The 22,203-nt window shown below is 64.2% G+C and carries 13 protein-coding genes; 9 read left to right on the forward strand and 4 right to left on the reverse strand.

Annotated features, from left to right (window positions below; all coding sequences use genetic code 11):
* Nucleotides 1-71 precede the first annotated feature (71 nt).
* From BVG12_RS25750 to BVG12_RS25760, 3 genes are all read left to right on the forward strand, one after another.
* Nucleotides 72-872 carry a competence/damage-inducible protein A gene (locus BVG12_RS25750; RefSeq protein WP_075794881.1) on the forward strand — a complete coding sequence of 267 codons (801 nt, stop codon included), beginning with the start codon at nt 72-74 and terminating at the stop codon, nt 870-872.
* Nucleotides 873-1,226: 354 nt separating this feature from the next.
* Complete coding sequence (locus tag BVG12_RS25755) at nt 1,227-4,820, forward strand: transglycosylase domain-containing protein (RefSeq protein ID WP_370662815.1); 3,594 nt, start codon at nt 1,227-1,229, stop codon at nt 4,818-4,820.
* Between the two features lie 40 nt (nt 4,821-4,860).
* Nucleotides 4,861-6,207, forward strand: a complete 1,347-nt coding sequence (locus BVG12_RS25760) for a TAXI family TRAP transporter solute-binding subunit (protein WP_075794882.1) — start codon at nt 4,861-4,863, stop codon at nt 6,205-6,207.
* 71 nt (nt 6,208-6,278) lie between these two features.
* On the opposite strand, the gene BVG12_RS25765 is transcribed toward BVG12_RS25760, so the two are convergent.
* Both BVG12_RS25765 and BVG12_RS25770 read right to left on the reverse strand, forming a co-directional pair.
* A complete protein-coding gene (locus BVG12_RS25765; RefSeq protein WP_075794883.1) occupies nt 6,279-7,364 on the reverse strand; it encodes an NHL repeat-containing protein in 1,086 nt (361 codons plus the stop codon).
* Nucleotides 7,365-7,464: 100 nt separating this feature from the next.
* A complete protein-coding gene (locus tag BVG12_RS25770; RefSeq protein ID WP_075794884.1) occupies nt 7,465-7,923 on the reverse strand; it encodes a rhodanese-like domain-containing protein in 459 nt (152 codons plus the stop codon).
* A gap of 315 nt (nt 7,924-8,238) precedes the next feature.
* On the opposite strand from BVG12_RS25770, the gene glnA reads away from it, so the two are divergent.
* The 5 genes from glnA to corA all read left to right on the forward strand — a co-directional run bounded on the left by glnA (nt 8,239) and on the right by corA (nt 14,088).
* Nucleotides 8,239-9,654: a type I glutamate--ammonia ligase gene (gene glnA, locus BVG12_RS25775; protein WP_075794885.1), complete on the forward strand. Its 1,416-nt coding sequence runs from the start codon at nt 8,239-8,241 to the stop codon at nt 9,652-9,654.
* Nucleotides 9,655-9,816: 162 nt separating this feature from the next.
* A complete protein-coding gene (locus tag BVG12_RS25780; protein ID WP_075794886.1) occupies nt 9,817-10,332 on the forward strand; it encodes a DUF4124 domain-containing protein in 516 nt (171 codons plus the stop codon).
* A 16-nt stretch (nt 10,333-10,348) separates the two neighbouring features.
* Nucleotides 10,349-11,434, forward strand: coding sequence for a nitrogen regulation protein NR(II) (glnL, locus tag BVG12_RS25785; protein WP_075794887.1), 1,086 nt, complete (start codon nt 10,349-10,351; stop codon nt 11,432-11,434).
* Nucleotides 11,435-11,498: 64 nt separating this feature from the next.
* Entirely contained in the window at nt 11,499-13,007 is a 1,509-nt protein-coding gene (ntrC, locus tag BVG12_RS25790) for a nitrogen regulation protein NR(I) (RefSeq protein WP_075794888.1), read from the forward strand.
* Between the two features lie 112 nt (nt 13,008-13,119).
* Nucleotides 13,120-14,088, forward strand: coding sequence for a magnesium/cobalt transporter CorA (corA, locus tag BVG12_RS25795; protein WP_075794889.1), 969 nt, complete (start codon nt 13,120-13,122; stop codon nt 14,086-14,088).
* Nucleotides 14,089-14,145: 57 nt separating this feature from the next.
* Here corA and BVG12_RS35565 read toward each other — a convergent pair whose 3' ends face one another.
* Together BVG12_RS35565 and BVG12_RS25805 are read right to left on the reverse strand one after the other, a co-directional pair.
* The gene (locus tag BVG12_RS35565; RefSeq protein WP_075794890.1) at nt 14,146-16,872 is read right to left on the reverse strand and encodes a TonB-dependent receptor; all 2,727 of its coding nucleotides are present in this window, start codon (nt 16,870-16,872) and stop codon (nt 14,146-14,148) included.
* Between the two features lie 300 nt (nt 16,873-17,172).
* Nucleotides 17,173-18,795, reverse strand: coding sequence for an NAD(P)/FAD-dependent oxidoreductase (locus tag BVG12_RS25805; RefSeq protein WP_075794891.1), 1,623 nt, complete (start codon nt 18,793-18,795; stop codon nt 17,173-17,175).
* Nucleotides 18,796-19,417: 622 nt separating this feature from the next.
* Between BVG12_RS25805 and BVG12_RS35700 the strand changes: the two genes are divergently transcribed.
* Nucleotides 19,418-22,174 carry a TonB-dependent receptor gene (locus tag BVG12_RS35700; RefSeq protein ID WP_075794892.1) on the forward strand — a complete coding sequence of 919 codons (2,757 nt, stop codon included), beginning with the start codon at nt 19,418-19,420 and terminating at the stop codon, nt 22,172-22,174.
* Nucleotides 22,175-22,203 lie beyond the last annotated feature (29 nt).

Genomic DNA, 22,203 nt, shown 5'->3' on the forward strand with positions numbered 1-22,203 from the left:
GCCGCACGCGCGACCATACGGCGCGGCAGACTGCCGCGCACTGTGGCACACTGGAGCCGAAGGAGGTACGCATGACATTCGGCCTCATCATCATCGGTGACGAAATCCTGTCCGGGAAGCGGCGCGACCAGCATCTGCCCAAGGTGATCGAGCTCCTGGGCGAGCGCGGTTTGGGCCTGTCCTGGGCCGAGATCGTCGGCGACGAACCCGGGCGCATCACGGCGCTGCTGCGGCGCACGTTCGCCGGGCCCGACGTCGTATTTTGCTGCGGCGGCATCGGCGCCACGCCGGACGACCACACGCGCCAGTGCGCGGCCGCGGCGCTCGGCGTGCCGCTCGAACTGCATCCGGAAGGGCGGACCTTGATCGAGGAGCGCATCCGCGAGACCGCCGGCCCGGACGCCGACATGAACGCGCCGGAAAACCTGCAGCGCCTGAAAATGGCCGAATTCCCGGCGGGCGCGCGCCTGATCCCGAATCCGTACAACCGCATTCCCGGCTTCACGGTGGCGCAGCACCACTTCGTGCCCGGTTTTCCCGTGATGGCGTGGCCGATGATCGCGTGGGTGCTCGATACGCTGTATGCCGACCGCTTCCACGGCGAGCCGCGCGCCGAACGGGCGCTCCTCGTGTACGAGCAGGCCGAGGCCACGCTCACGCCGCTGATGGAAGCGCTGGAAGCGCGCTATCCCGGCGTGCGCGTGTTCAGCCTGCCCAGCGTGGGCGATGCGAGAACGCGGCGCCATATCGAATTGGGGGTGAAAGGCGAGCCCGGCCAGGTCGATGCGGCCTGGGCCGAGATGTGTGTTGCGCTGGAACGGATCGGTGCGGAAACGCAGCCGTTGCGGTCCGCAGACAGCCGGGCAAACTGAGCCGTTGTTTTTTTGCGAAAATACCGGGACAGCGTCAAAAAACTGCATGAGCGGTCCCTGTATTTCACATTGATGTGGTGGAATGATGTCTGTGGGCAGGGCGATCCGGAGTGAGGTCGCCGCCCGCTTTGTGAACTTTTACGACCTCGCTCACTCGAACCGACCAGCACCAGGATGGCGAGCAGGTTGACGGGATTTGCAGGCGTGTTTCAAACCGGTTGAGCCATCATGGATAGTATTCGCCGTCAACGACGGCCCCGTTTCTTCTTCCGCGCAGTCCGCCGCATGTTTGGCGGCGCTGCGCCGGTCCAACCTCTTATCGCCGGCGTGCCCGCCATGGCGGCCGAGCAGGACGTGCCCATTCGCACTGCCCCGCCGCGCCTGGAGCCCAGCTTCGAGACCAGTCTCGAACCCGAGCTCGAACCAGGCACGGGCGACGGCGCTGCCGCGCCGGAGCCGCAGCCGGCCAAGCCCAAGCGACGCTGGCGCAAGACCAAGCGAACGCTGCTCGTCCTGCTGCTGCTCCTCGTGGCCGGCGTGTCCGCCGTGGGCTTCTACGAAAGCCGCACGTCGGCGCTGGAAGCGCGCTTCTTCGCCGGCCTGACGCAGAAGCTCACCTACCGCATGGGCAAAGGCCCCAGCGACGCGATCCGCTTCCCGCAGGCGAGCCCGTACGACGAGCGCCTCGGCTACTCGAACCTGCCGAACTACCTGGCCAAGCTCAAGACGCGCGACTACGTCGTCGTCGAACAGGCGCGCATGTCGCCCAAGATGCTGGAACTGGCCGACCTGGGCCTGTTCGCCACGTACCACGAAAAGACGCGCGCCGGCCTCGACATCCTCGATTACAGCGGCGAACCGCTGTTCTCGGCCCGCTTCCCCGAGCGCCTGTACGACAAGTTCGACGCCGCGCCGCAGCTGCTCGTGAAGAGCCTGCTGTTCATCGAGAACCGCGAACTGCTCGACACGACTTACCCCAAGCGCAACCCGGCCGTCGAATGGGACCGCTTCTCGAAAGCCGTGTTCGACAAGACCGTGCATTCCATCGGCCTGGGCGGCGGCGGCCGCGTCGCCGGCGGCAGCACGCTCGCCACGCAGATCGAAAAATACCGCCATTCGCCGGAAGGCCGCACGGCGTCGCTGTCGGACAAGCTGCGCCAGATGGCGTCGGCCACCTTGCGTTCCTACCAGGACGGCGAAGACACGAGCAAGACGCGCCGCCGCATCGTGCTCGAATACCTGAACACGGTGCCGCTGTCGGCCAAGCTCGGCTACGGCGAGGTGAACGGCATCGGCGACGGCATGTGGGTCTGGTATGGCCGCGACTTCAATGACGTCAACCGCATCCTCGCCAATAATGGAGCAAATGCGACCGTGACGCCGGAATTCGCCCTCGTCTACAAGGAAGCGCTGTCGCTGATGATCGCGCAGCGCCGCCCGGCGTATTACCTGGGCGCCGGCGAGAAGGATCTGGAAACGCTCACGAACGCGCACCTGCGCGTGCTGGCGCAGGCCGGCGTGATCTCGACGCAGCTGCGCGATGCCGCGATTGCCACCGTGCTGCATCCCGCGCTGGGTTCGGGCGTGGCGCCGCCGCCGGCGAACACGTTCGTCACGCGCAAGGCCGCCAACGCCGTGCGCAACCACCTGGCCAACCTGCTGGGCGACTCGCGCCTGTACAACCTCGACCGTCTCGACCTGTCCGTCGTGACGACGCTGAACGCCGACGCGCAGAAGGCCGTCACGGCAACGTTGCGCAAGCTGACCGACAACGAAGCGGCGGCCGAAGCCGGCCTCACGGGCAAGGGCATGCTGGGCAACGGGGACCCGTCCAAGGTCGTGTACAGCTTCACGCTGATGGAGCGGGGCGACAAGGTCAACTACCTGCGCGTCCAGACCGACAACTACGACCAGCCGCTCGACATCAACGAGGGCGCCAAGCTCGACCTCGGTTCGACGGCGAAGCTGCGCACCCTGACGACCTACCTCGACATCATCGACCAGTTGCACCAGCGCTACGAGCCGATGTCGAAAGCGGAACTCGCGAAGGTCCGCATCGATCCGAAGGACCGCCTGAGCCAGTGGGCCGTCGAATACTTCCAGACGCTGCCGGAAGGCGCCGACCGCGGCCTCGTGCCGATGCTGGGCGCGGCGATGGAGCGCAAGTATTCGGGCAACCCGGGCGAAGCGTTCTTCACGGGCGGCGGCGTGCACATCTTCGGCAACTTCAGCAAGCTGGACGACAGCCGCATCCTCACCGTGCAGCAGGCGCTGCAGAACTCGACGAACCTCGTGTTCGTGCGCCTGATGCGCGACGTGGTGCGCTACTACATGTTCCAGCTGCCGGGCTCGTCCGCGCAACTGCTGGCCGACGCCGACGATCCGCGCCGCGCCGAATACCTGTCGCGCTTCGCCGACCGCGAAGGCAAGGACTTCCTGGCCCGCTTCTGGAACAAGTACCGCGGCAAGAATTGGGACGAGATCGAGCCGGCGCTGATGCAGGGCGTGCGCGTCAAGGCCTCGAAGATCGCGGCCGTGCACCGCACGATCTATCCGGACGCATCGCCGGCCGAATTCGCCAAGTTCCTCCACACCTACCTGCCGGCCGAGGCCGAGGTCGACGACGAGCGCATCGCCAAGATGTACGACCAGTACTCGGTCGCCAACATGTCGCTGGCCGACCGCGGCTACGTCGCCTCCGTGCACCCGCTCGAACTGTGGCTCGTCGGCTATCTGCGCACCCATCCGAAGGCCGGCTGGGACGAGGTCGTCGGCGCGTCGACGAAGGAACGCCAGGAGGTGTATTCCTGGCTGTTCAAGACGCACCGCAAGCACGCGCAGGACAAGCGCATCGCCGGCCTGATCGAAGTGGAGGCCTTCCTCAAGATCCACGCGCAGTGGAAGAAGATGGGCTATCCGTTCGACTCGCTCGTGCCGTCCTACGCGACGACACTGGGCGCCTCGGCCGACCGTCCGATCGCGCTGGCCGAGCTGATGGGCATCCTCATCAACGGCGGCGTGCGCAAGCCGACGCAGCGCATCGACTCGCTGCACTTCGCCAAGGACACGCCATACGAGACCCTCGTCAAGCGCGGCGGGGCGGAGAAGGGCGAGCAGGTCTTGAATCCGGACGTGGCGCGCGCCGTCGTCAACGCCATCCGCGGCGTCGTGCAGGAAGGCACGGCCAAGCGCGCCAAGACGGCCTTCGTCAAGGACGACGGCAGCGTGATCGCGCTGGGCGGCAAGACCGGCACGGGCGACCAGCGGTTCGACGTCTTCGGCGCCGGCCACCGCCTGATCGAGTCGCGCTACGTGAACCGTTCGGCCACGTTCGTGTTCAACATCGGCGAGCGCTTCTTCGGCAGCATGACGGCCTATGTGCACGGTCCGGACTCGGCCCACTACGACTTCACGAGCGCATTGCCCGTGCAGCTGCTGGTGAAGCTGGCGCCGAGCCTGATGCCGATGATCCAGCATCAGGACACCGTCACCATCCCGGGCCTGCACGTCGAACGCGCCGCGCCGGCGCCGGCGGGACCGGCGGACGCCGTCGCGCGCGACTCCGAGCAGGCCGCGCCGGCCGACGCCGCGATACCCGCGGAAGCCACGGCGGGCGATGCCGCCGCGTCCAAGGCGCCGCCAGCCAAGGCCGCGCCGGCCGTCGCGGAACCGGTCGCGAAGCCGGCCGAGAAGCCGCTCGCCAAGCCGGCCGACAAGGCGGTTGCCAAGGCGGCCGACAAGCCGGCCGACAAGCCGGTCGCCAAGCCGGCCGGCGATCATCCGAAGGCGGTAGGCGAGGGCGCGCCGCACAAGAGCACGGCCGACGACCATGCGCCGGCCAAGCCATCCGGCCCGCGCAAGCCGGCCGCGAAACCCGACCCCGAGGCGGACGCGCCGCCGAAGGCCCAGCACGCCAAGCCGGCAGCCGTGGACGAAGTGTTGCAGTGAGCGCGGGGTTCCCTAGCCCGCCGCACGGGAGCCGGGCCGCATGAAGCGGCTCCCGCTGCGTAAATTCAGCCTCGTGTCGTTGCGCGACCTGCTCGTGGCGGTGGCGCCGACCGCCGTCCTCGTGCTGGCCGCCTGCATCGTCGCGTACATCGTCGTCGACCCGGCGCCGCCGCGCCACGTCGTCCTTGCGACGGGCCAGGACAATAGCGCGTACGAGGAATTCGGCCGCAAGTACGCGGACAACCTCGCCCGCGACGGCATCCGGGTCGAGCTGCGACGCTCGCCCGGGTCGGAAGACAATCTGCAGCGCCTCATCGACGGCAAGGCCGACATCGCGTTCGTGCAGAGCGGCTCGACGAGCGAGGCGCAGGCCGAGCGCCGCGGCCTCGTCTCGCTCGGCAGCCTGTTCACGGAACCCGTCTGGCTGTTCCTGCGCGAGCGCGATGCGGGCGGGCGCAAGCTCGACGTGCGCAGCGTCACGCAATTGAAGGGCTTGCGCATCAACCTCGGTCCGGAAGGGACGGGCGTGCCGAAGCTGTTCCGCCAGGTGCTGGCCGTGAACGGCCTGGAGCCGCGCCAGCTGACGATCTCCGCGCTCGAGAACACGCCCGCCACGGTGGAATTGCTGGCGGGGCGCATCGACGGTCTCGTGTTCAGTTCGGCCCCGGAAGCGCCGCTGATCCAGATGCTGCTGCAGACGCCCGGCATCCGCCTGTTCAACTTTCACCAGGCCGAAGCGTACACGCGCCGGCTGCCGTTCCTGACGCACGTCGTGCTGCCGCGCGGGATCGTCGACCTCGGACGCGACATCCCCGCGCACGACATGCACCTGATCGCGCCGACGGCGACCCTGGTGGCGCGCGAGGACCTGCACCCGGCGCTGATCGACCTGTTCGTCAAGGCGGCCACGGACATCCACGGCGGCACGGGCTGGTTCCAGCAACAAGGGCAATTCCCGTCGCCGCGCTATACGGAGATCCCGGTGGCGCGCGAAGCGGCCAAGTATTACCGCGACGGCCCGCCGTTCCTGCAGCGCTACCTGTCGTTCTGGCTGGCGAACCTGTTCGACCGGCTGTGGGTCGTCGTCGTGGCGCTGGCGGCGTTGATCATCCCGCTGTCGAAGATCGTGCCGCCGCTGTACGTGTGGCGCATCCGCTCGCGCGTGTACCGCTGGTACGGCCAGCTGCGCGCCGTCGAGCAGGCGCTGGAAAACGCGGGAGAGGAACACCGCGACGAGGCGCGCGCGGAGCTGCTGCGCCGCCTCGACGACATCGAGCAGCGCGTCAACCACATCTCGATCCCGCTGGCGTACGCGGACGCCTTGTACGGCCTGCGCAGCCACATCAACTTCGTGCGCCAGCGCGTGCGGGCCACGCTGGCGTCGTAGGGTGGCTCACCGAGCCCACGCGATGACGCCATCTCAGTGTTGACGTCACGCGTGGGCACAGGGCGCCCACCCTACTGCAGGACGATTTTTACGACGGCGTTGCCGGACGTCGCGTACAAGGTGCCGCCGCCGTCGACGGCGATGCCGCGCAGTTGCGCGAAGCTGCCGGGCAGCTTGCCCGTCCTGAGCGTCGTCGACGTGGCCGTGCCGGCCGGTGTCGTGACGGACCCGTCCGGCGTCGTGATCTTGCGCACCGTGTTGTTGATGGCGTCGGCGCCGTACAGATTCCCTTTTTTGTCGATGGCGAGGGCTACCAGCTGCTGGAAGCGTGCCATCGACGCGTTGCCGTCGGCATTGCCGGCCTGGTTGCGCGCACCGACGAACGGCGTCAGGGTGGTGGCGCCGGACGTCGCGCGGCTGAGCGTCTTGGTCAGGTCGGCGACGTACACCGTGCCGTCGGGATCGATGGCCACGCCGCGCGGCACCAGCTGGCCCGCGCCGTAGATGGCCTGGACGGCGCCGTTTTCCAGCGTCGTAGAGCGGTTCGGATTCGAGATCGGGATGCGCCGCGTGTCGACGCCCGAGGTGACGATCAGGTTGCCGTTGCCGTCGGCGGCGATCCCGGCCGGAAAATTCTGGGCCTCGATGCCGAAGGTGCCGAACGACAGCCTTGCCACCGTGGTGACGGTGGCGTCCGGGGCGATCTTGCGGATGGCGAGGTTGTCGATGACGTACAGGTCGCCGTTGCCGTCGATCGTGATGGCGGTCGGCCGGGTGAAGCGGGCGCGGTTGCCATTGCCGTCGGTTGTGCCGGCGGCACCAGGCAGGCCGGCGAACGTGGTCACCGTGCCGTCCGGCGCGATCTTGCGGATCGCGACGTTGCCCTCGTCCGCCACGTACACGTTGCCGTTCGTGTCGACAGTGAGGCCGCGCGGCGTGTTGAAGCGGGCGGCCGTTCCTTTATTGTTCACGCTGCCGCCGGTGACCGCATCGCCGGCAAGCACGCTGATGCCGGTGCCCGGGCCGCTTTCGCCACCGCCGCCGTTGTTTGTTTCCCGCTTGGGCCCGCCAGGGCCGCAGGCGCACAACAGCGCCGCGACGCCCGCGCACAGCAGGCGCACGCGCAGGCGGGCGGGGACAGCGGATTCGGTCGTCATCGTCTCATCTCCAGTCGGCATCGAGCCGGCATGCTAGCACGCGCGCACCGCGTGGAATCTCTGCGATTCTCACACTACGACCGGGAGACGAGGCGCAGGTTCAGGCGCCGATCCAGGGCAGGCCGGCCTTGCACCAGCCGCCCACGGTCTTGCGATGACCTTCGGGGTCGCGGTCGCCTTCAAAGCCTTCCAGGATATCGAAAGCGTTCGGGTAGCCCAGTTCCGTGGCCGCGCGCGCCGCGTGGCGCGAGCGCACGCCGGAGCGGCACAGGAACAGCACGACGTCGTCCGGCGTGGCGACGTTCTTCAGCTGCGTGACGAAATCCGGGTTCGGCGCGCCGCCGGGATACAGCGTCCACTGCACGGCGCCGTGCTGGGTTTCCGGAATGGCCGGGCGCCCGATCCAGTCGCGTTCCGCATTCGTGCGCACGTCGACCAGCTTGACCCTGGGATCCGATTGCAGAAGTTCGAACGCTTCCCGGGGCGTGACGGCCCCCGCGTACGGCTGGCCGGGCGCACGGGCCCGGGCGTTGGCGAGAATCTCGTCGGTCGTCGTCATGTCATCAATTCCCTATAGGCTGGTTGCGCACCGTTGCGGGTCGTTGCTAAGCTTCGTCTCGCACTTTTGGTGCAGAGCGCATCAAGTTGGTGCATACTCGATAAATTGCACTTGTTTGGTGCGTATGTATCGGTTTGCATCAAATCCGTGCGCCCATACGGTGTCATTGATTTTAAGGGGCAAATTGACGGGCCTCAAAGTAATCATTATTTATTTGCTCATGGAAAAATGCTGGCATAATTTCTGCTTAGAAGGTTATGCGCCTGTCGCACGCCCGGTTGGCGTCGACACCCCTTTTTGACTTAGGAGATACGAATGGCAAGGACCGCCGCAGATGTAATGCAGATGCTGAAGGACAACGAAGTCAAGTTCGTTGATTTGCGCTTCGCCGATACCCGCGGCAAGGAACAGCACGTGACCGTTCCCATCTCGCATTTTGACGAAGACAAGTTCGAATCCGGCCACGCATTCGACGGCTCGTCGATCGCCGGCTGGAAAGGCATCGAAGCATCGGACATGCTGCTGATCCCTGACCCGAACACCGCGAACATCGACCCGTTCATGGAAGAGACGACCGTGTTCATGCAGTGCGACGTGATCGAACCGTCGGACGGCAAGGGCTACGACCGTGACCCGCGTTCGATCGCCAAGCGCGCCGAAGCGTACCTGAAATCGTCGGGCATCGGCGACACCGCCTACTTCGGCCCGGAACCGGAATTCTTCATTTTCGACTCCGTCCGCTGGAAACTGGACATGTCGGGTTGCTTCGTCAAGATCGATTCGGAAGAAGCGTCCTGGTCGACCGAGAAAGAATTTGAAGGCGGCAACAGCGGCCACCGTCCGACCGTCAAGGGCGGCTACTTCCCGGTCCCGCCGGTCGACAGCTTCCAGGACATGCGTTCGGAAATGTCGCTGATCCTCGAATCGATGGGCATCCCGGTCGAAGTGCACCACCACGAAGTGGCCGGCGCCGGCCAGAACGAACTGGGCACCAAGTTCTCGACGCTGGTCGAGCGCGCCGACTGGACCCAGAACCTGAAGTACGTGATCTGGAACGTCGCCCACAGCTACGGCAAGACCGCGACCTTCATGCCGAAGCCGATGAATGGCGACAACGGCTCGGGCATGCACGTGCACCAGTCGATCTGGAAAGACGGCAAGAACCTGTTCGCAGGCGACGGCTATGCCGGCCTGTCGGAAACGGCACTGTTCTACATCGGCGGCATCATCAAGCACGCCCGCGCCCTGAACGCCATCACCAACCCGGGCACGAACTCGTACAAGCGCCTGGTGCCGGGCTACGAAGCCCCGGTCAAGCTGGCCTACTCGGCACGTAACCGTTCGGCATCGATCCGTATCCCGCACGTGGCGAACCCGAAAGGCCGCCGCATCGAGACCCGCTTCCCGGATCCGCTGGCCAACGTCTACCTGTGCTTCGCAGCCCTGCTGATGGCCGGTCTGGACGGTATCCAGAACAAGATCCACCCGGGCGAAGCCGCGACGAAGGACCTGTACCACCTGCCGCCGGAAGAAGACAAGCTGATCCCGACGGTCTGCGCATCGCTGGAAGAAGCGCTGGAAGCCCTGAACAACGACCGCGAGTTCCTGACCCGCGGCGGCGTGTTCAGCGACAGCATGATCGACGCCTACATCGACCTGAAGATGCAGGAAGTCCAGCGTCTGCGCATGACCCCGCACCCGGCCGAATTCGACATGTACTACTCGTCGTAATTCGTTGGCATCACCTGGTGCCGGATTGGAAACGACCGGCACTGGAGTGTATCCACACGGTAACGAAAACGCGGGGAAAGCCAGCCGGCTGCCTCGCGTTTTTTCTTGGATGGGGTATAGTCGGAAGCTTCCCAACCATGCATCCAGACTGACCTGATGCGAATGACAAGCTGCTTCCTCCTGCGCCTGGCATTGCTCGCAGGACTTGCCGCGCACGACGGCGCGCGCGCCCAATCCGTCGTCTACAAATGCGTCGACAAGAATGGCCGGGTGGAATTCACCGACATCAATAAACCCGGTTGCAAGGTGCTCGACCTGCCCGGCTATATCTCGGCCCCGGCACCGGTGCCGCGCGCCGCGCCCGCGGTGACGATGCGGCAAGGGGCAGGGCGTCCGGCAGCGGCGGCACCGAATCCCACTGGATTCCCGCGCGTGGACACGGCCACGCAGCGCGCGCGCGACGACGACCGCCGCGCGATCCTCGAAGACGAGCTGCATGCCGAGGAACGGAAGCTGGCGGACCTGAAACGCGTCTTCAACAACGGCGAACCGGAACGCCAGGGCAACGAAAAGAATTACGCGAAGTACCAGGAGCGCGTGGCCCAGATGCGCGACGACATCGGCCGCAGCGAAAAGAACATCGAAGCGCTCAAGCGCGAGATCGCCAACATACGATAAGGACGGCACCCCTGCGATGAACGGAACCCAGGCCCATTCTCTCCAGCACGACCGTTTCGCAGGCCTCGACATGCTCGCCTCCGCCGTGCTCGTGGCGGATGCCGATGGGCTCGTACGCTACGCCAATCCGGCCGCCGAGCACCTGCTCGAGATTTCCGTCAAGTCGCTGTCGCGCCAGAAGCTCGTGGGCCTGTTCACCAACGGCGAGGAACTGGGCGCCCTGTGCGAGCAGGCGATCGCCCACAAATACGCCGACCTGCGCCAGGACCTCACGCTGTTCCGGCCGGCGCGCGACCCGCTGCACGTGCACAGCATCGTCAGCGCGGCCGGCGAGGCCGAGGTCGTCGTCGAGCTGCGCGAGAACGTCCAGCAACTCAAGCTCGACCGCGAGGAGCGCCTGCTCGACCAGAGCCTGGCCAACAAGGAACTCATCCGCAATCTCGCCCACGAGATCAAGAACCCGCTGGGCGGCATCCGTGGCGCGGCCCAGCTGCTGGAGCTGGAACTGCCGGACGTGCACCTCAGTTCCCTGCGCGAGTACACGCAGGTGATCATCAAGGAGGCCGACCGGCTGCAGACGCTCGTCGACCGCCTGCTGGCGCCGCACCGCCGGCCGCACATCGTGGGCGACGTCAACATCCACGAAGTGTGCGAGCGCGTGCGCAGTCTCGTGCTGGCCGAATTCCCGTCGGGGCTGGCCATCCGGCGCGACTACGACGCGTCGATTCCCGAGTTCCGCGGCGACAAGGAGCAGCTGATCCAGACCGTCCTGAACATCGTCCACAACGCCGCCCAGGCCCTGCGCGAACGTATCGCGGCGGGCGACGCCGAGATCGTCCTGCGCACCCGGGTGGCCCGCCAGATGACGCTCGCGAAGGTACGTTACGGCCTGGCATTAGACTTGCATATCATCGACAACGGACCGGGCATCGCCCCCGACATCCGCGACCGCATCTTCTATCCGCTTGTCTCCGGGCGCGAAGGCGGCAGCGGTCTCGGGCTGACCTTGGCGCAGACCTTCGTGCAACAGCACCTGGGGTTGATCGAGTGCGAAAGCCGGCCTGGATTGACGGATTTCCGCATCCTGATTCCCCTGCCATAAGCGGGTGAAAACGAGGGGCGCATCCGGCAATCCCCCCTTGAACCTTCGCGGGAAGTAGAACTACATGAAACCAATCTGGATTGTCGACGACGATGCATCGATCCGCTGGGTGCTGGAAAAGGCCCTGGCGCGCGAGAACCTCGCCACCCGGAGTTTTGCCAGCGGCCGCGAAGCGCTGGCGGCGTTCGAGACGGACACGCCGCAGGTGCTGGTGTCCGACATCCGCATGCCGGGCGAATCGGGCCTGGACCTGCTGGCGATCGTGAAGGAACGCCATCCCGGCCTGCCGGTCATCGTCATCACCGCCTTTTCCGACCTCGACTCCGCCGTCGCCTCGTTCCAGGGTGGCGCCTTCGAATACCTGGCCAAGCCGTTCGACATCGACAAGGCCGTCGCCCTGATCCGCCGCGCCCTCGAGGAAAGCCTGCGCGAAGCCAGCGTCGACATCGCGCCCAGCGAAACCCCGGAGATCCTGGGCCAGGCCCCCGCGATGCAGGAAGTGTTCCGCGCCATCGGCCGCTTGTCGCAGTCGAACGTGACGGTGCTCATCACCGGCGAATCGGGCACCGGCAAGGAACTCGTCGCACGCGCCCTGCACAAGCACAGCCCGCGCGCGCAACAGCCGTTCATCGCGCTGAACACGGCGGCGATCCCGAAAGACCTGCTCGAATCCGAATTGTTCGGCCACGAGCGCGGTGCGTTCACCGGCGCGCAGGCGATGCGGCGCGGCCGCTTCGAGCAGGCCGAGAACGGCACGCTGTTCCTGGACGAGATCGGCGACATGCCGTTCGACCTGCAGACGCGCCTGCTGCGCGTGCTGTCCGACGGCCATTTTTACCGCGTGGGCGGGCACCAGCCCGTGAAGGCGAACGTGCGCGTGATCGCGGCCACGCACCAGAACCTGGAGCAGCGCGTGCGCGACGGCCTGTTCCGCGAAGACTTGTATCACCGCCTGAACGTGATCCGCCTGCGCCTGCCGTCCTTGCGCGAGCGGCGCGAAGACATCCCCATTCTGGTGCGCCACTTCCTGGTGCAGAGTGCACGCCAATTGGGCGTCGAGACCAAACGCATGAGCGACGAGGCGCTGCGCTTCCTCACCGGCCTGGAACTCCCCGGCAACGTGCGCCAGCTGGAAAACCTGTGCAACTGGATCACGGTGATGGCCCCGGGACAAACGGTCGAAGTCAAGGACCTGCCGCGCGACCTGACCCAGGCCCAGTCCGTGCCGGCCGGCGGCAACGGGCTCGCGGTCGGCATCAGTTCGGGCGTGGGCACGGTCGGGCTGGCGCCGGCGGCGTCAAGCATGGCGCACCACGCCGAGCCGGGCGCGCTGCCGAACGGTGCAGACGGCTGGATCGGCCTGCTGGAATTGCAGGCGGCGCGCATGCTGTCGGAAGGGCAGGTCGAAGTGATGGACGTGCTGGGCCGCCAGTTCGAATCGGCGCTGATCCGCACGGCGCTCAAGCACACCCACGGCCGTAAGAACGACGCGGCGATCCGGCTCGGGATCGGGCGCAATACCATCACGCGCAAGATTGCCGAACTCGGCATCGACGGGGCCAAAGACGAATAAAGCAGACGCTGGTTGAACGCGTGGGCTCTCCGAGCCCACAGACTTTCGCGTCACGCCAACGCATGTGGCATTGGTGTAAGCTCTGTCATCTTTGCAACAACGCTCCGATGACATGCTGATCAATTGTGTCGCCTACCAGGAAGGCAAGAAGCTGTCCGACATCTCGGTCGAGGCCATCAGCGACTACCTGGACAAGCCCGGCTGCTTCGTCTGGGTTGCGCTGCGCGATGCCACCGACGCCGAAATGGCGCAGATGAAGGAAGAGTTCGACCTGCACGAACTCGCCGTCGAGGACGCCGCGCGCGGCCACCAGCGTCCCAAGATCGAGGAATACGGCGACTGCCTGTTCACCGTCGTGCACACGGTGGACCTCGTCGAAGGCGACCGCCTCGCCACCGGCGAACTGGCGATCTTCGCCGGTTCCAACTATGTGCTGTCCGTGCGGCGCGATTCGGCCAAGGGCTTCCTGGGCGTCCGCGCGCGCGCGGAGCGCGAACCGCACCTGCTCAAGATGGGATCGGCGTTCGTCATGTACGCGCTGATGGACGCCGTGGTCGACCGCTACTTCCCCATCGTCGACATGCTCGAATCGGAACTCGAAACCGTCGAGGACCGCATCTTCACGCACGGCGCCCAGCGCGAGAACGTCGAGCGCCTGTATCAATTGAAGCGCAAGGGCCTGGTGCTGCGCCACGCCGTGTTCCCGCTGCTGGAAGCGATCGGCCGCCTGCACGGCGGCCGCGTGCCGGCGCTCGTCACCGGCACGCAGGACTATTTCCGCGACGTGCACGACCACCTGATCCGCATCGCCGGCCGCCTGGACGCGATCCGCGACACGATCAGCACGGCGATCCAGGTGAACCTGTCGATGGTTTCGATCGACGAGAGCGAAGTGAACAAGCGCCTGGCCGCCTGGGCCGCGATCTTCGCCGTGTTCACGGCGTTTGCCGGCGTGTGGGGCATGAATTTCAAGTACATGCCCGAGCTGGAGTGGAAGTGGAGTTATCCGACCGCGCTCGCCATCATGATCGCCGTGGGCGTCTACATGTACCGCAAATTCAAGAAAGCCGGCTGGCTCTGAATGAAAAACGCCCGGTGCGCGGGCACCGGGCGTTGCATGTGCTACAGGCGGATCAGCTTAGAACGAGTAGCTGGCGCGCGCGTAGAAGGTACGGCCGACCGCGTCGTAGTAACGCGGATCGTAGCCGGCCTGGAACGTCGAGCTCTGGAACGACAGCGGCGGGTTGCGGTCGAACAGGTTGCGGACGCCAACGGTCAGGCCCAGGCCCTTCTTCTCGTTCCATGCGACGTAGCCATCGAACGTGGTATACGACGGCACGCGGTAGCCGGCCGGCTGGTTGTTGACGTTCTCGTTGACCTGGTCGATGTAGCCGGTCTTGTAGCGGGCGGTCAGGCCAGCCGACATCTGATCCTTGCTCCAGATCAGGTTGGTCGTGTTCTGCCAGCGGAACACCGGACCGGTGCCTTCAGGTGCGTAGATGCCGATGTTCTGGTTCCACGTACCGCCGTTTTCGTTCTGGAACTGGTACTTGTGGACCCAGGTCGCGTTCGAAGCCAGGGTGAACGTGCCGAAACCACGCGTGCGCAGGCGGTAGTTCAGCGACAGGTCGACACCGTTGGTGATCGTGCCGCCCAGGTTCTGGGTACGGTCGTCGATGTAGCCGCAGGTGATCGGGTTCGGGCACTGCGAGCCGTCGATCGACAGGTCGCCGGCCTGGTTGCGGTGGTACAGCGCCGCATACTTGGTCGGGTTGCCGAAGATGAAGTCCTGGCTCAGGTTGCCGATCGAGTTGCGCAGGCTGATCGCCCAGATGTCGACGCCGACGCTCAGGTCCTTGATCGGCTCGATCATCACGCCGATGGTCGCGTTCTTCGCCTTCTCCGGCTGCAGATTGTTGTTACCGCCCAGCAGAGCCTGGAACTGCTGGCTGCAGTTCGCCGATGCCGACTTGCCGGGGATCGGGTTGCCGCCCGGGCAGTTGACCGGGTCGTTGTAGGTATTGCCGGTGTTGGTGATGGTCTGCGCCGAGTGGATGTCATACAGCGACGGGGCACGGAAACCGGTCGAGTACGAACCGCGGAACAGCACGGCGTCCACCGGCTGGAAGCGGAACGAGACCTTCGGGTTGGTGCTGGTGCCGAAGTCGCTGTACTTGTCGTAGCGGGCCGACACCGTCACGTCCAGCGTCTTGAGGATCGGAACGTTCAGCTCGCCGTAGGCCGCGTAGGTGTGGCGGGTACCCGAGTTGTACGTGGCCGGGTCGATACCGGTCGAAGCGATCACCTTGGCAGCGAACTCAGGGTTGGCAGCCTGGGTGAACTTGTCGTAGCCCGCTTGCGCGCCCACCGCCAGGCCGACGCCGCGGCCGGCTTTCAGCCAGTCGCCCAGTTCGCGGCTGGCGTGGAAGTCGAGGGTGGTCGATTGGCCGCGTGCGTGCATGATCTCGCCTTCCAGGCCGGCCGAGTTCAGCAGCGCGGTGCCGGCGGCGGTCTGGTCGCCGAACGGGTTGATCACGCCATTCAGCACGCCCTGGCTGATGATGTCGCCGTTGCTGTAGCCGATCAGGCGTTCCTTGACGCGATTTTCGTTCCAGGAAGCGGCGGTATCGTAGTCCCAACCGGCGATATTGCCTTGCAGGGAGACGACCAGGCGCTGCTGGTTGTTGGTGTTCTTGTCCTGGCGGACGCCGTTTGGCATGTCGCGCCAGCGCACGTGGATGAAGCCCGGCTGCACGCCGTCCGGCATGTAGTCCTCGGTGTAGGTCGGGCTCAGGGACGCGTTGGTCGGGTAGAACGGGTTCGGCGCGCCGCTCGGGAGCAGGCGGTTCATGTACAGGCCGCCGTACGGCACCGGCGCGATCTGGGTCGCCACCACGCTCTGGCTGGTCAGGTACTCGACGCCCAGCTCATGGCCGCCCGGCAGCTTCAGGGTACCGCGGAACAGGCCGGAATCGCGGATGCTGCGGGGCACGTAGTCCACGAACGACGAGGTCGTCATGAAGCAGGCGCCCTTGCCGTTCGGGATCGTGGCGACGCCGCCGGCGCAGCTCGGAGCGACCGGGTTGGTGCTGGCGCCGCCCTGGTAGTAGTTGGCCGGGAACGTCGAGGACGACAGGCCGCCGGTGAAGCGTTTGTTGTACGAACGCTCAGTACCGGCGACGTGGTTCTGTTCCTGGTGGTCGAACACGGCCGAGACGTTCCAGCCGTTGGTATCCAGGTCGCCGAAGCCGTAGGCCACGTTGGCATTGTAGCCGCGGCCGCCCGGATGTTGCGGCGAGTCAATGCCGGCGGAGATGACGCCGCCTTGGAAGTTTTTCTTGGTGATGAAGTTGATCACACCGCCCACGGCGTCGGAGCCGTACAGCGACGATGCGCCGTCGCGCAGCACTTCCACGCGCTCGAGCGCGGCGAACGGGATTATGTTCAGGTCGGGCGCCGAGCTGTCGTAGGCATTGTTTGCAAGACGGCGGCCGTTCAGCAGCACCAGGGTCTTGTTCGCGCCGATGCCGCGGAGGTCGGCGAACGAGGCGCCGCCGGTGCTCGAGCCAACTGCCTGGCTGGAGGTCTGCTGGGCCTGCGAGACGCTTAGGTTGGCCATCACCTGTTCGATGGTCGTGATGCCTTCGCGCTTGAGGTCTTCGGCGCGCATCACGGTGACCGGCACGGCCGTTTCAGCATCGATACGCTTGATCGCCGAGCCGGTGATTTCCACGCGGGCGATCGGCGCCTGCTGGACGTCCTGGGTTTGTGCCAGGGCGTTGCCGGCGAAACCAAAGCCGGCCGCGAGGGTGGTGCCGGAGAATATGAGGCGCAGGGTCCGCGCCATGGTTTTTTCAGTGAGCATCTTGGTCCTGTTTTTTAGGTTGCAGGTTTGAAATAGCGGTTCACCAATATTTCAAGAACAGTAAAGATACACCACAGAAACTAAAATTCGCGCAAATTTGTGGTGTAATTACGTCAAAAACAGACAGATTTGCATTAGCAGTTGTAAGAATTTGAAACAATATTTCTTTGTGAAATCTAATGTATATTCACGTCATGTTTACGCCGGCGCGGCGCAAGACAGGGAAAGGATTGTTTCGGCCATGAGGGCGCGGGACCGCCGCGCGCCGGCAGGCCGGCGCCGGGGTGTGAGGAAGGGACATCAGCCGACCATCGCCAGCGCGACGGCTTCCGCGACGCGGATGCCATCGATCGCGGCCGACATGATGCCGCCCGCGTAGCCGGCGCCTTCGCCGGCCGGGTACAGGCCCCGGGTATTCAGGCTCTGCAGGTTGTCGTCGTGACGCTTGATGCGGATCGGCGACGAGGTGCGTGTCTCGACGCCCGTCAGCACGGCATCTTCCTTGTAATACCCCTTGATCTGCTTGTCGAAGGCGACGAAGGCTTCGCGCATCGCGACGATGGCGTAGTCGGGCAGGGACGGGGCGAGGTCGGTCAGGTGCACGGCCGGCTTGAACGACGGGACGACGCTGCCGAATTCCTTCGACGCGACGCCACGCACGAAGTCGCCCATCAGCTGGCCCGGCGCATCGTAGTTGCTGCCCCCCAGCACGAACGCGCGCGATTCCAGTTCGCGCTGGAAAGCGACGCCGGCCAGCGGGTGGCCCGGGTAGTCGGCCGGCGTGATGCCGACGACGATGGCGCTGTTGGCATTGCGTTCCGCGCGCGAATACTGGCTCATGCCGTTGGTGACGACGCGGCCTTCCTCGGACGAGGCGGCCACGACGGTGCCGCCCGGGCACATGCAGAAGCTGTACACGCTGCGGCCGTTGGAGGCGTGGTGCACGATCTTGTAGTCGGCCGCGCCGAGGATCTTGTTGCCGGCGTTGGGGCCGAAGCGGCAGACGTCGATCAGCGATTGCGGGTGCTCGACGCGGAAGCCGATCGAGAACGGCTTTGCTTCGACGTAGACACCGCGCTCGTACAGCATCTGGAACGTGTCGCGCGCGCTGTGGCCCACGGCCATCACGAGGTGGCGCGTCGGAATAATTTCACCCGTGTGCAGCTTGACGCCCACGACCTGGCGCCCCGACGGTGAGCCCTCATCCTCGATCAGCAGGTCTTCCACGCGCGTCTGGAAGCGGATTTCTCCGCCCAGCGCGAGGATTTCGGCGCGCATCTGCTCCACCATCTTGACGAGGCGGAAGGTACCGATGTGCGGCTTGCTGACGTACAGGACTTCTTCCGGCGCGCCCGACTTCACGAATTCGTTCAGCACCTTGCGGCCGTAGTGCTTGGGATCCTTGACCTGGCTGTACAGCTTGCCGTCCGAAAAGGTGCCGGCGCCGCCTTCGCCGAACTGCACATTCGATTCCGGGTTCAGCTTGCGCTTGCGCCAGAAGCCGAAGGTGTCGACGGTGCGCTCGCGCACGATCTTGCCGCGCTCCAGGACGAGCGGCTTGAAGCCCATCTGCGCGAGGATCAGCGCGACGAACAGCCCGCACGGCCCCAGGCCCACGACGACCGGACGCGGCGTGCCCGGCGCCGGCTGTGCCGTCGTCACGAACTTGTAGCCGGTATCGGGCGCCGGACCCACGTGCGGATCGTGCGCCAGCCGGGCCAGCACGGCCGCTTCGTCGCGCACAAGCACGTCGAGCGCGTAGATCAGGACGATGGCGCTTTTCTTGCGCGCGTCGTAGCTGCGCTTGAATACGTTGAAGTCGATGAGTTCGTCAGCGGCAATGCCGAGGCGCGCCAGCACGGCGGCACGCAGTTCGGTTTCGGCATGGTTGAGGGGGAGTTTTAGTTCGACAATTCTGAGCATGGTGTAGGTCTGGCACGTCCGACCTGGTCGGAGCAAATTGGTCCGCATTGTAACGTGAGAGCCTGCTCCCGAGTGAGAATTCATGAATAGGACGCTCGTGCATAAAAAATGCAGTGCAGTCAATATATCGTTGGCATTGTTGCGTCGGCGGCACACGCGCGGTTTGTTAATTTGACAATCGCGAATGCCGCATGCTTCTATCGCTCCATCAAGATGGGCGCTTTCACAAGAACGTACATTCTGATAAGTCGTCGGGTTGACGATCATGGTTCATTGGCTCAGCAGCCAATTGAATGTTTTGTTTTATTACCCCAGTTAAAGGAAAGAGTTTATGAGACTCGGAACGCCTTTTATCCCGCCTCGCATTACGCAAGTGATCTCCAGTCATACGTTATCCGCCGATCAGGCGGCCGACAGGGCTCCCACGATGTCGCCGGCGCAGGATGCAATGTCCAGGATGCATTTGTCCCGGTTCATGATGTCGCTTTACATGTAATCTCGGCCCCTTAAAAAAACTCAAAATATGAATAAGATCACTAAAGAGAAAGTCATCGCAAAATCCCTCCGTCTCGTATTCTCCGGTACTGCCATCGCAACGACGGCCGGTCTGGCGGGACAAGCCATGGCGCAGACCCAGGATACGCAGCAGGCGCCGATCGCGCGCGTCGAAATCACTGGATCGGCAATCAAGCGTACCGAATCCGAGACCGCATTGCCCATCACCGTCCTGACCCATGCCGACCTCGAGCGTACTGGCGCCACGACCGCCCAGGACCTCGTGAACCTGATCCCCTCGAACTTCGGTGGCGGTGTGCTGGCGCAAAACGTCGGCTCGACGGGCAACCCGTCAACTGCTAACCTGCGTGGCCTGGGGGCGCAATATACGCTCGTTCTGCTCAATGGCCGCCGCGTTGCAAACTATGCGTTCGGCAGCAATCCGGTCGACCTGAATTCGATTCCGATGTCGGCGATCGAGCGTGTCGAGGTATTGCGTGATGGCGCTTCGGCCATTTATGGCGCGGATGCGGTCGCCGGCGTGATCAACTTCATCCTGCGCAAGGATTACCAGGGTGCGGAATTGTCCGCCTACGACAGCAAGGTCCAGCAAAAAGGCGGTAATACCCGGAGTTTCAATTTCACGGGCGGCTACGGCGATCTTGCGACCCAAAACTTCAATGTGCTGCTCAGCGCGAATCACGAAGTCGACGACGCGCTCAAGTCGACCCAGCGCAGCTTTGCCAAGACGGGCGTCCGACCCGACCTCGGCCTGATCAAGAATTCCCCGCGCAACGGTATCCCTAACTTCAACTTTACGGATTCGAACGGAAACCAATATACGAACGTTAATCCGTATCGATACAAGAACTGCGACAACGCAGCTTTTGCGCTCATCCCGATCGGTAGTCCGACCAAGTGCGGTACCGATTATGTGCGCTTCATTGACCTGATCCCGAAGGCCAAGCACGACAACATCGTGGCGCGCGGCGTGCTTCAACTGAACGACGACAATGAAGTCTATGTCGAAGCCACCCATACCAGGGACGAAACGACTGCCCACTATTCTCCGGCACCGTACACCAAGCCAATGATCTACCCGGCAAGCGGTCGCTTTTATCCGAAAAGCTTTACGCTGCCCAAGGGCATGACCTTGTCGAATGGTACTGTCCTCACGGCTGATACCGTGGTAACGCCTGTCGGGCCAATGAGCGGTACCTGGCGTACAGTGGCCGGCGGCGGACGTGCAGACTTGACCAACGTTACCAATAACCGTTTCCTGGTCGGAACCAAAGGCACGATTGCCGGTTGGGACTATGATGCTGCTCTGTCCTACTCGAAGAACAAAGGCGAGATTTTGTTTGGCGACGGCCAGTACAGCTATGCGAAGCTGACTCCTCTGATCGCTTCGGGTGCCATCAACGTTTTCGGCGATCAGGACGCGGACAGCTTGGCGGCATTGCAAAGCGCACGCCTGACTGGTATGGAAAACAGCGCGACGTCGACGGCAAAGGAATTCGACGCCCGGCTGTCCAAGGAACTGATGCAGATGCAATATGGCTCCCTGGGATTCGCAGTCGGCATCGACATGCGCCGCGAGCAGCTGGAGCAGATATCGTCCGATGTCATGGCATCGGGTGACCAGGTCGGCGGCAACGGTCCGGTTCCGGGCGTAAGCGGCGGCCGCAAAGTCTATTCCGCTTATTCGGAATTGTCGGTGCCGCTGTACCAGCATCTCGACCTCGACCTGGCCGCGCGCTATGACAAGTACAAGAACGATTTCGGCACGTCGTTCTCGCAAGTGAGTCCCAAGGCCTCCTTGCGCTACCAGCCGATCAAGGAACTCATGATGCGCAGTTCCGTCGCCAAAGGCTTCCGGGCGCCGACCTTGTACCAAAATCTGTTGCCGTATGCATACGGACAGAACACCAATGGTAGTTTCAGCGATCCGGTGCGCTGCCCAGGTGGCACGCCGATCGCGAGTGTCAATCCGGTGGGCGCGCTCGAGGACGAATGCAATGTCCAGTTGAGCGCAGCACGCGGCGGTAATCCGAATCTGGATCCGGAAAAGTCGAAGCAATTCTCGCTGGGCATGGTGTTCCAGCCGACGCAGTCCATCAGCGGCTCGCTCGACTATTGGAATATCAAGATCGACCATTCCATCGTGCAGACGTCGGAAATCGGTGTTTTCGACAATCCGACCCTGTATCAAAACAATTACTGGCGTGTCGATCCGAAAACCTTGCCGCTTGATTCGACCGGCAAGCCGTTCCTGGATCCCACGACGCTCAACAAGAGTAATTCGATCCAGGGCAGCACCAATAAGGACTTCCCGCTGGCGTTTATCGACTTGCCCTATGCAAACTCGTCGAGATTCTTCGCGTCGGGTCTGGATCTGAACCTGAACTACAAGCGGAAAATCGACGGGGTTGGCAGCTTTGGCGTCAATCTGGACGGTACGTACTATTTGACTCACGGGTATCAGTATACGGGCGTGGGCAGCGTCAGCGATCTCGGTAAATACAAGGACTTTGGCGCGACGCCGCGCTGGCGTCACATCCTGACGTTCACCCTGAAGACCGGTCCGGTGGTGCTGTCGCTGACGCACAACTACACGGAGGGTTACCAGGACTACACGAATGCCGACCTGATCGGTCCGGATTACCCGGCAGAGCGCCGCGTATCGTCGAACAGCACGTTCGATACGCAAGCCGTCTGGACTCCGATCAAGAATGTGGACTTGGCGCTCGGCATCAAGAACCTGACGAACCAGGAACCGCCGTCGTCGCGTAACGACCAGGGTTTCCAGACCGGCTATGACCCGCAGTATGGAAACCCGTTGGGACGCGTGTTCTATGCGCGCGCGAAGTATAAGTTCTGGTAAGCGTAACGACGGGATGTTTCCCGTAGATG

The organism is Massilia putida (genome assembly GCF_001941825.1).
In the GTDB taxonomy this organism is placed as follows: domain Bacteria; phylum Pseudomonadota; class Gammaproteobacteria; order Burkholderiales; family Burkholderiaceae_D; genus Telluria; species Telluria putida.

Excerpts from the sequence above, each read along its gene's own strand:
- BVG12_RS35565 (WP_075794890.1), bottom strand. The coding sequence starts at position 16,872 with ATGCTCACTGAAAAAACCATGGCGCGGACCCTGCGCCTCATATTCTCC.
- glnL (WP_075794887.1), top strand. The coding sequence starts at position 10,349 with ATGAACGGAACCCAGGCCCATTCTCTCCAGCACGACCGTTTCGCAGGC.
- BVG12_RS25765 (WP_075794883.1), bottom strand. The coding sequence starts at position 7,364 with ATGACGACCGAATCCGCTGTCCCCGCCCGCCTGCGCGTGCGCCTGCTG.
- BVG12_RS35700 (WP_075794892.1), top strand. The coding sequence starts at position 19,418 with ATGGCGCAGACCCAGGATACGCAGCAGGCGCCGATCGCGCGCGTCGAA.
- BVG12_RS25750 (WP_075794881.1), top strand. The coding sequence starts at position 72 with ATGACATTCGGCCTCATCATCATCGGTGACGAAATCCTGTCCGGGAAG.
- BVG12_RS25760 (WP_075794882.1), top strand. The coding sequence starts at position 4,861 with ATGAAGCGGCTCCCGCTGCGTAAATTCAGCCTCGTGTCGTTGCGCGAC.
- ntrC (WP_075794888.1), top strand. The coding sequence starts at position 11,499 with ATGAAACCAATCTGGATTGTCGACGACGATGCATCGATCCGCTGGGTG.
- BVG12_RS25770 (WP_075794884.1), bottom strand. The coding sequence starts at position 7,923 with ATGACGACGACCGACGAGATTCTCGCCAACGCCCGGGCCCGTGCGCCC.
- BVG12_RS25805 (WP_075794891.1), bottom strand. The coding sequence starts at position 18,795 with ATGCTCAGAATTGTCGAACTAAAACTCCCCCTCAACCATGCCGAAACC.
- corA (WP_075794889.1), top strand. The coding sequence starts at position 13,120 with ATGCTGATCAATTGTGTCGCCTACCAGGAAGGCAAGAAGCTGTCCGAC.
- BVG12_RS25780 (WP_075794886.1), top strand. The coding sequence starts at position 9,817 with ATGACAAGCTGCTTCCTCCTGCGCCTGGCATTGCTCGCAGGACTTGCC.
- glnA (WP_075794885.1), top strand. The coding sequence starts at position 8,239 with ATGGCAAGGACCGCCGCAGATGTAATGCAGATGCTGAAGGACAACGAA.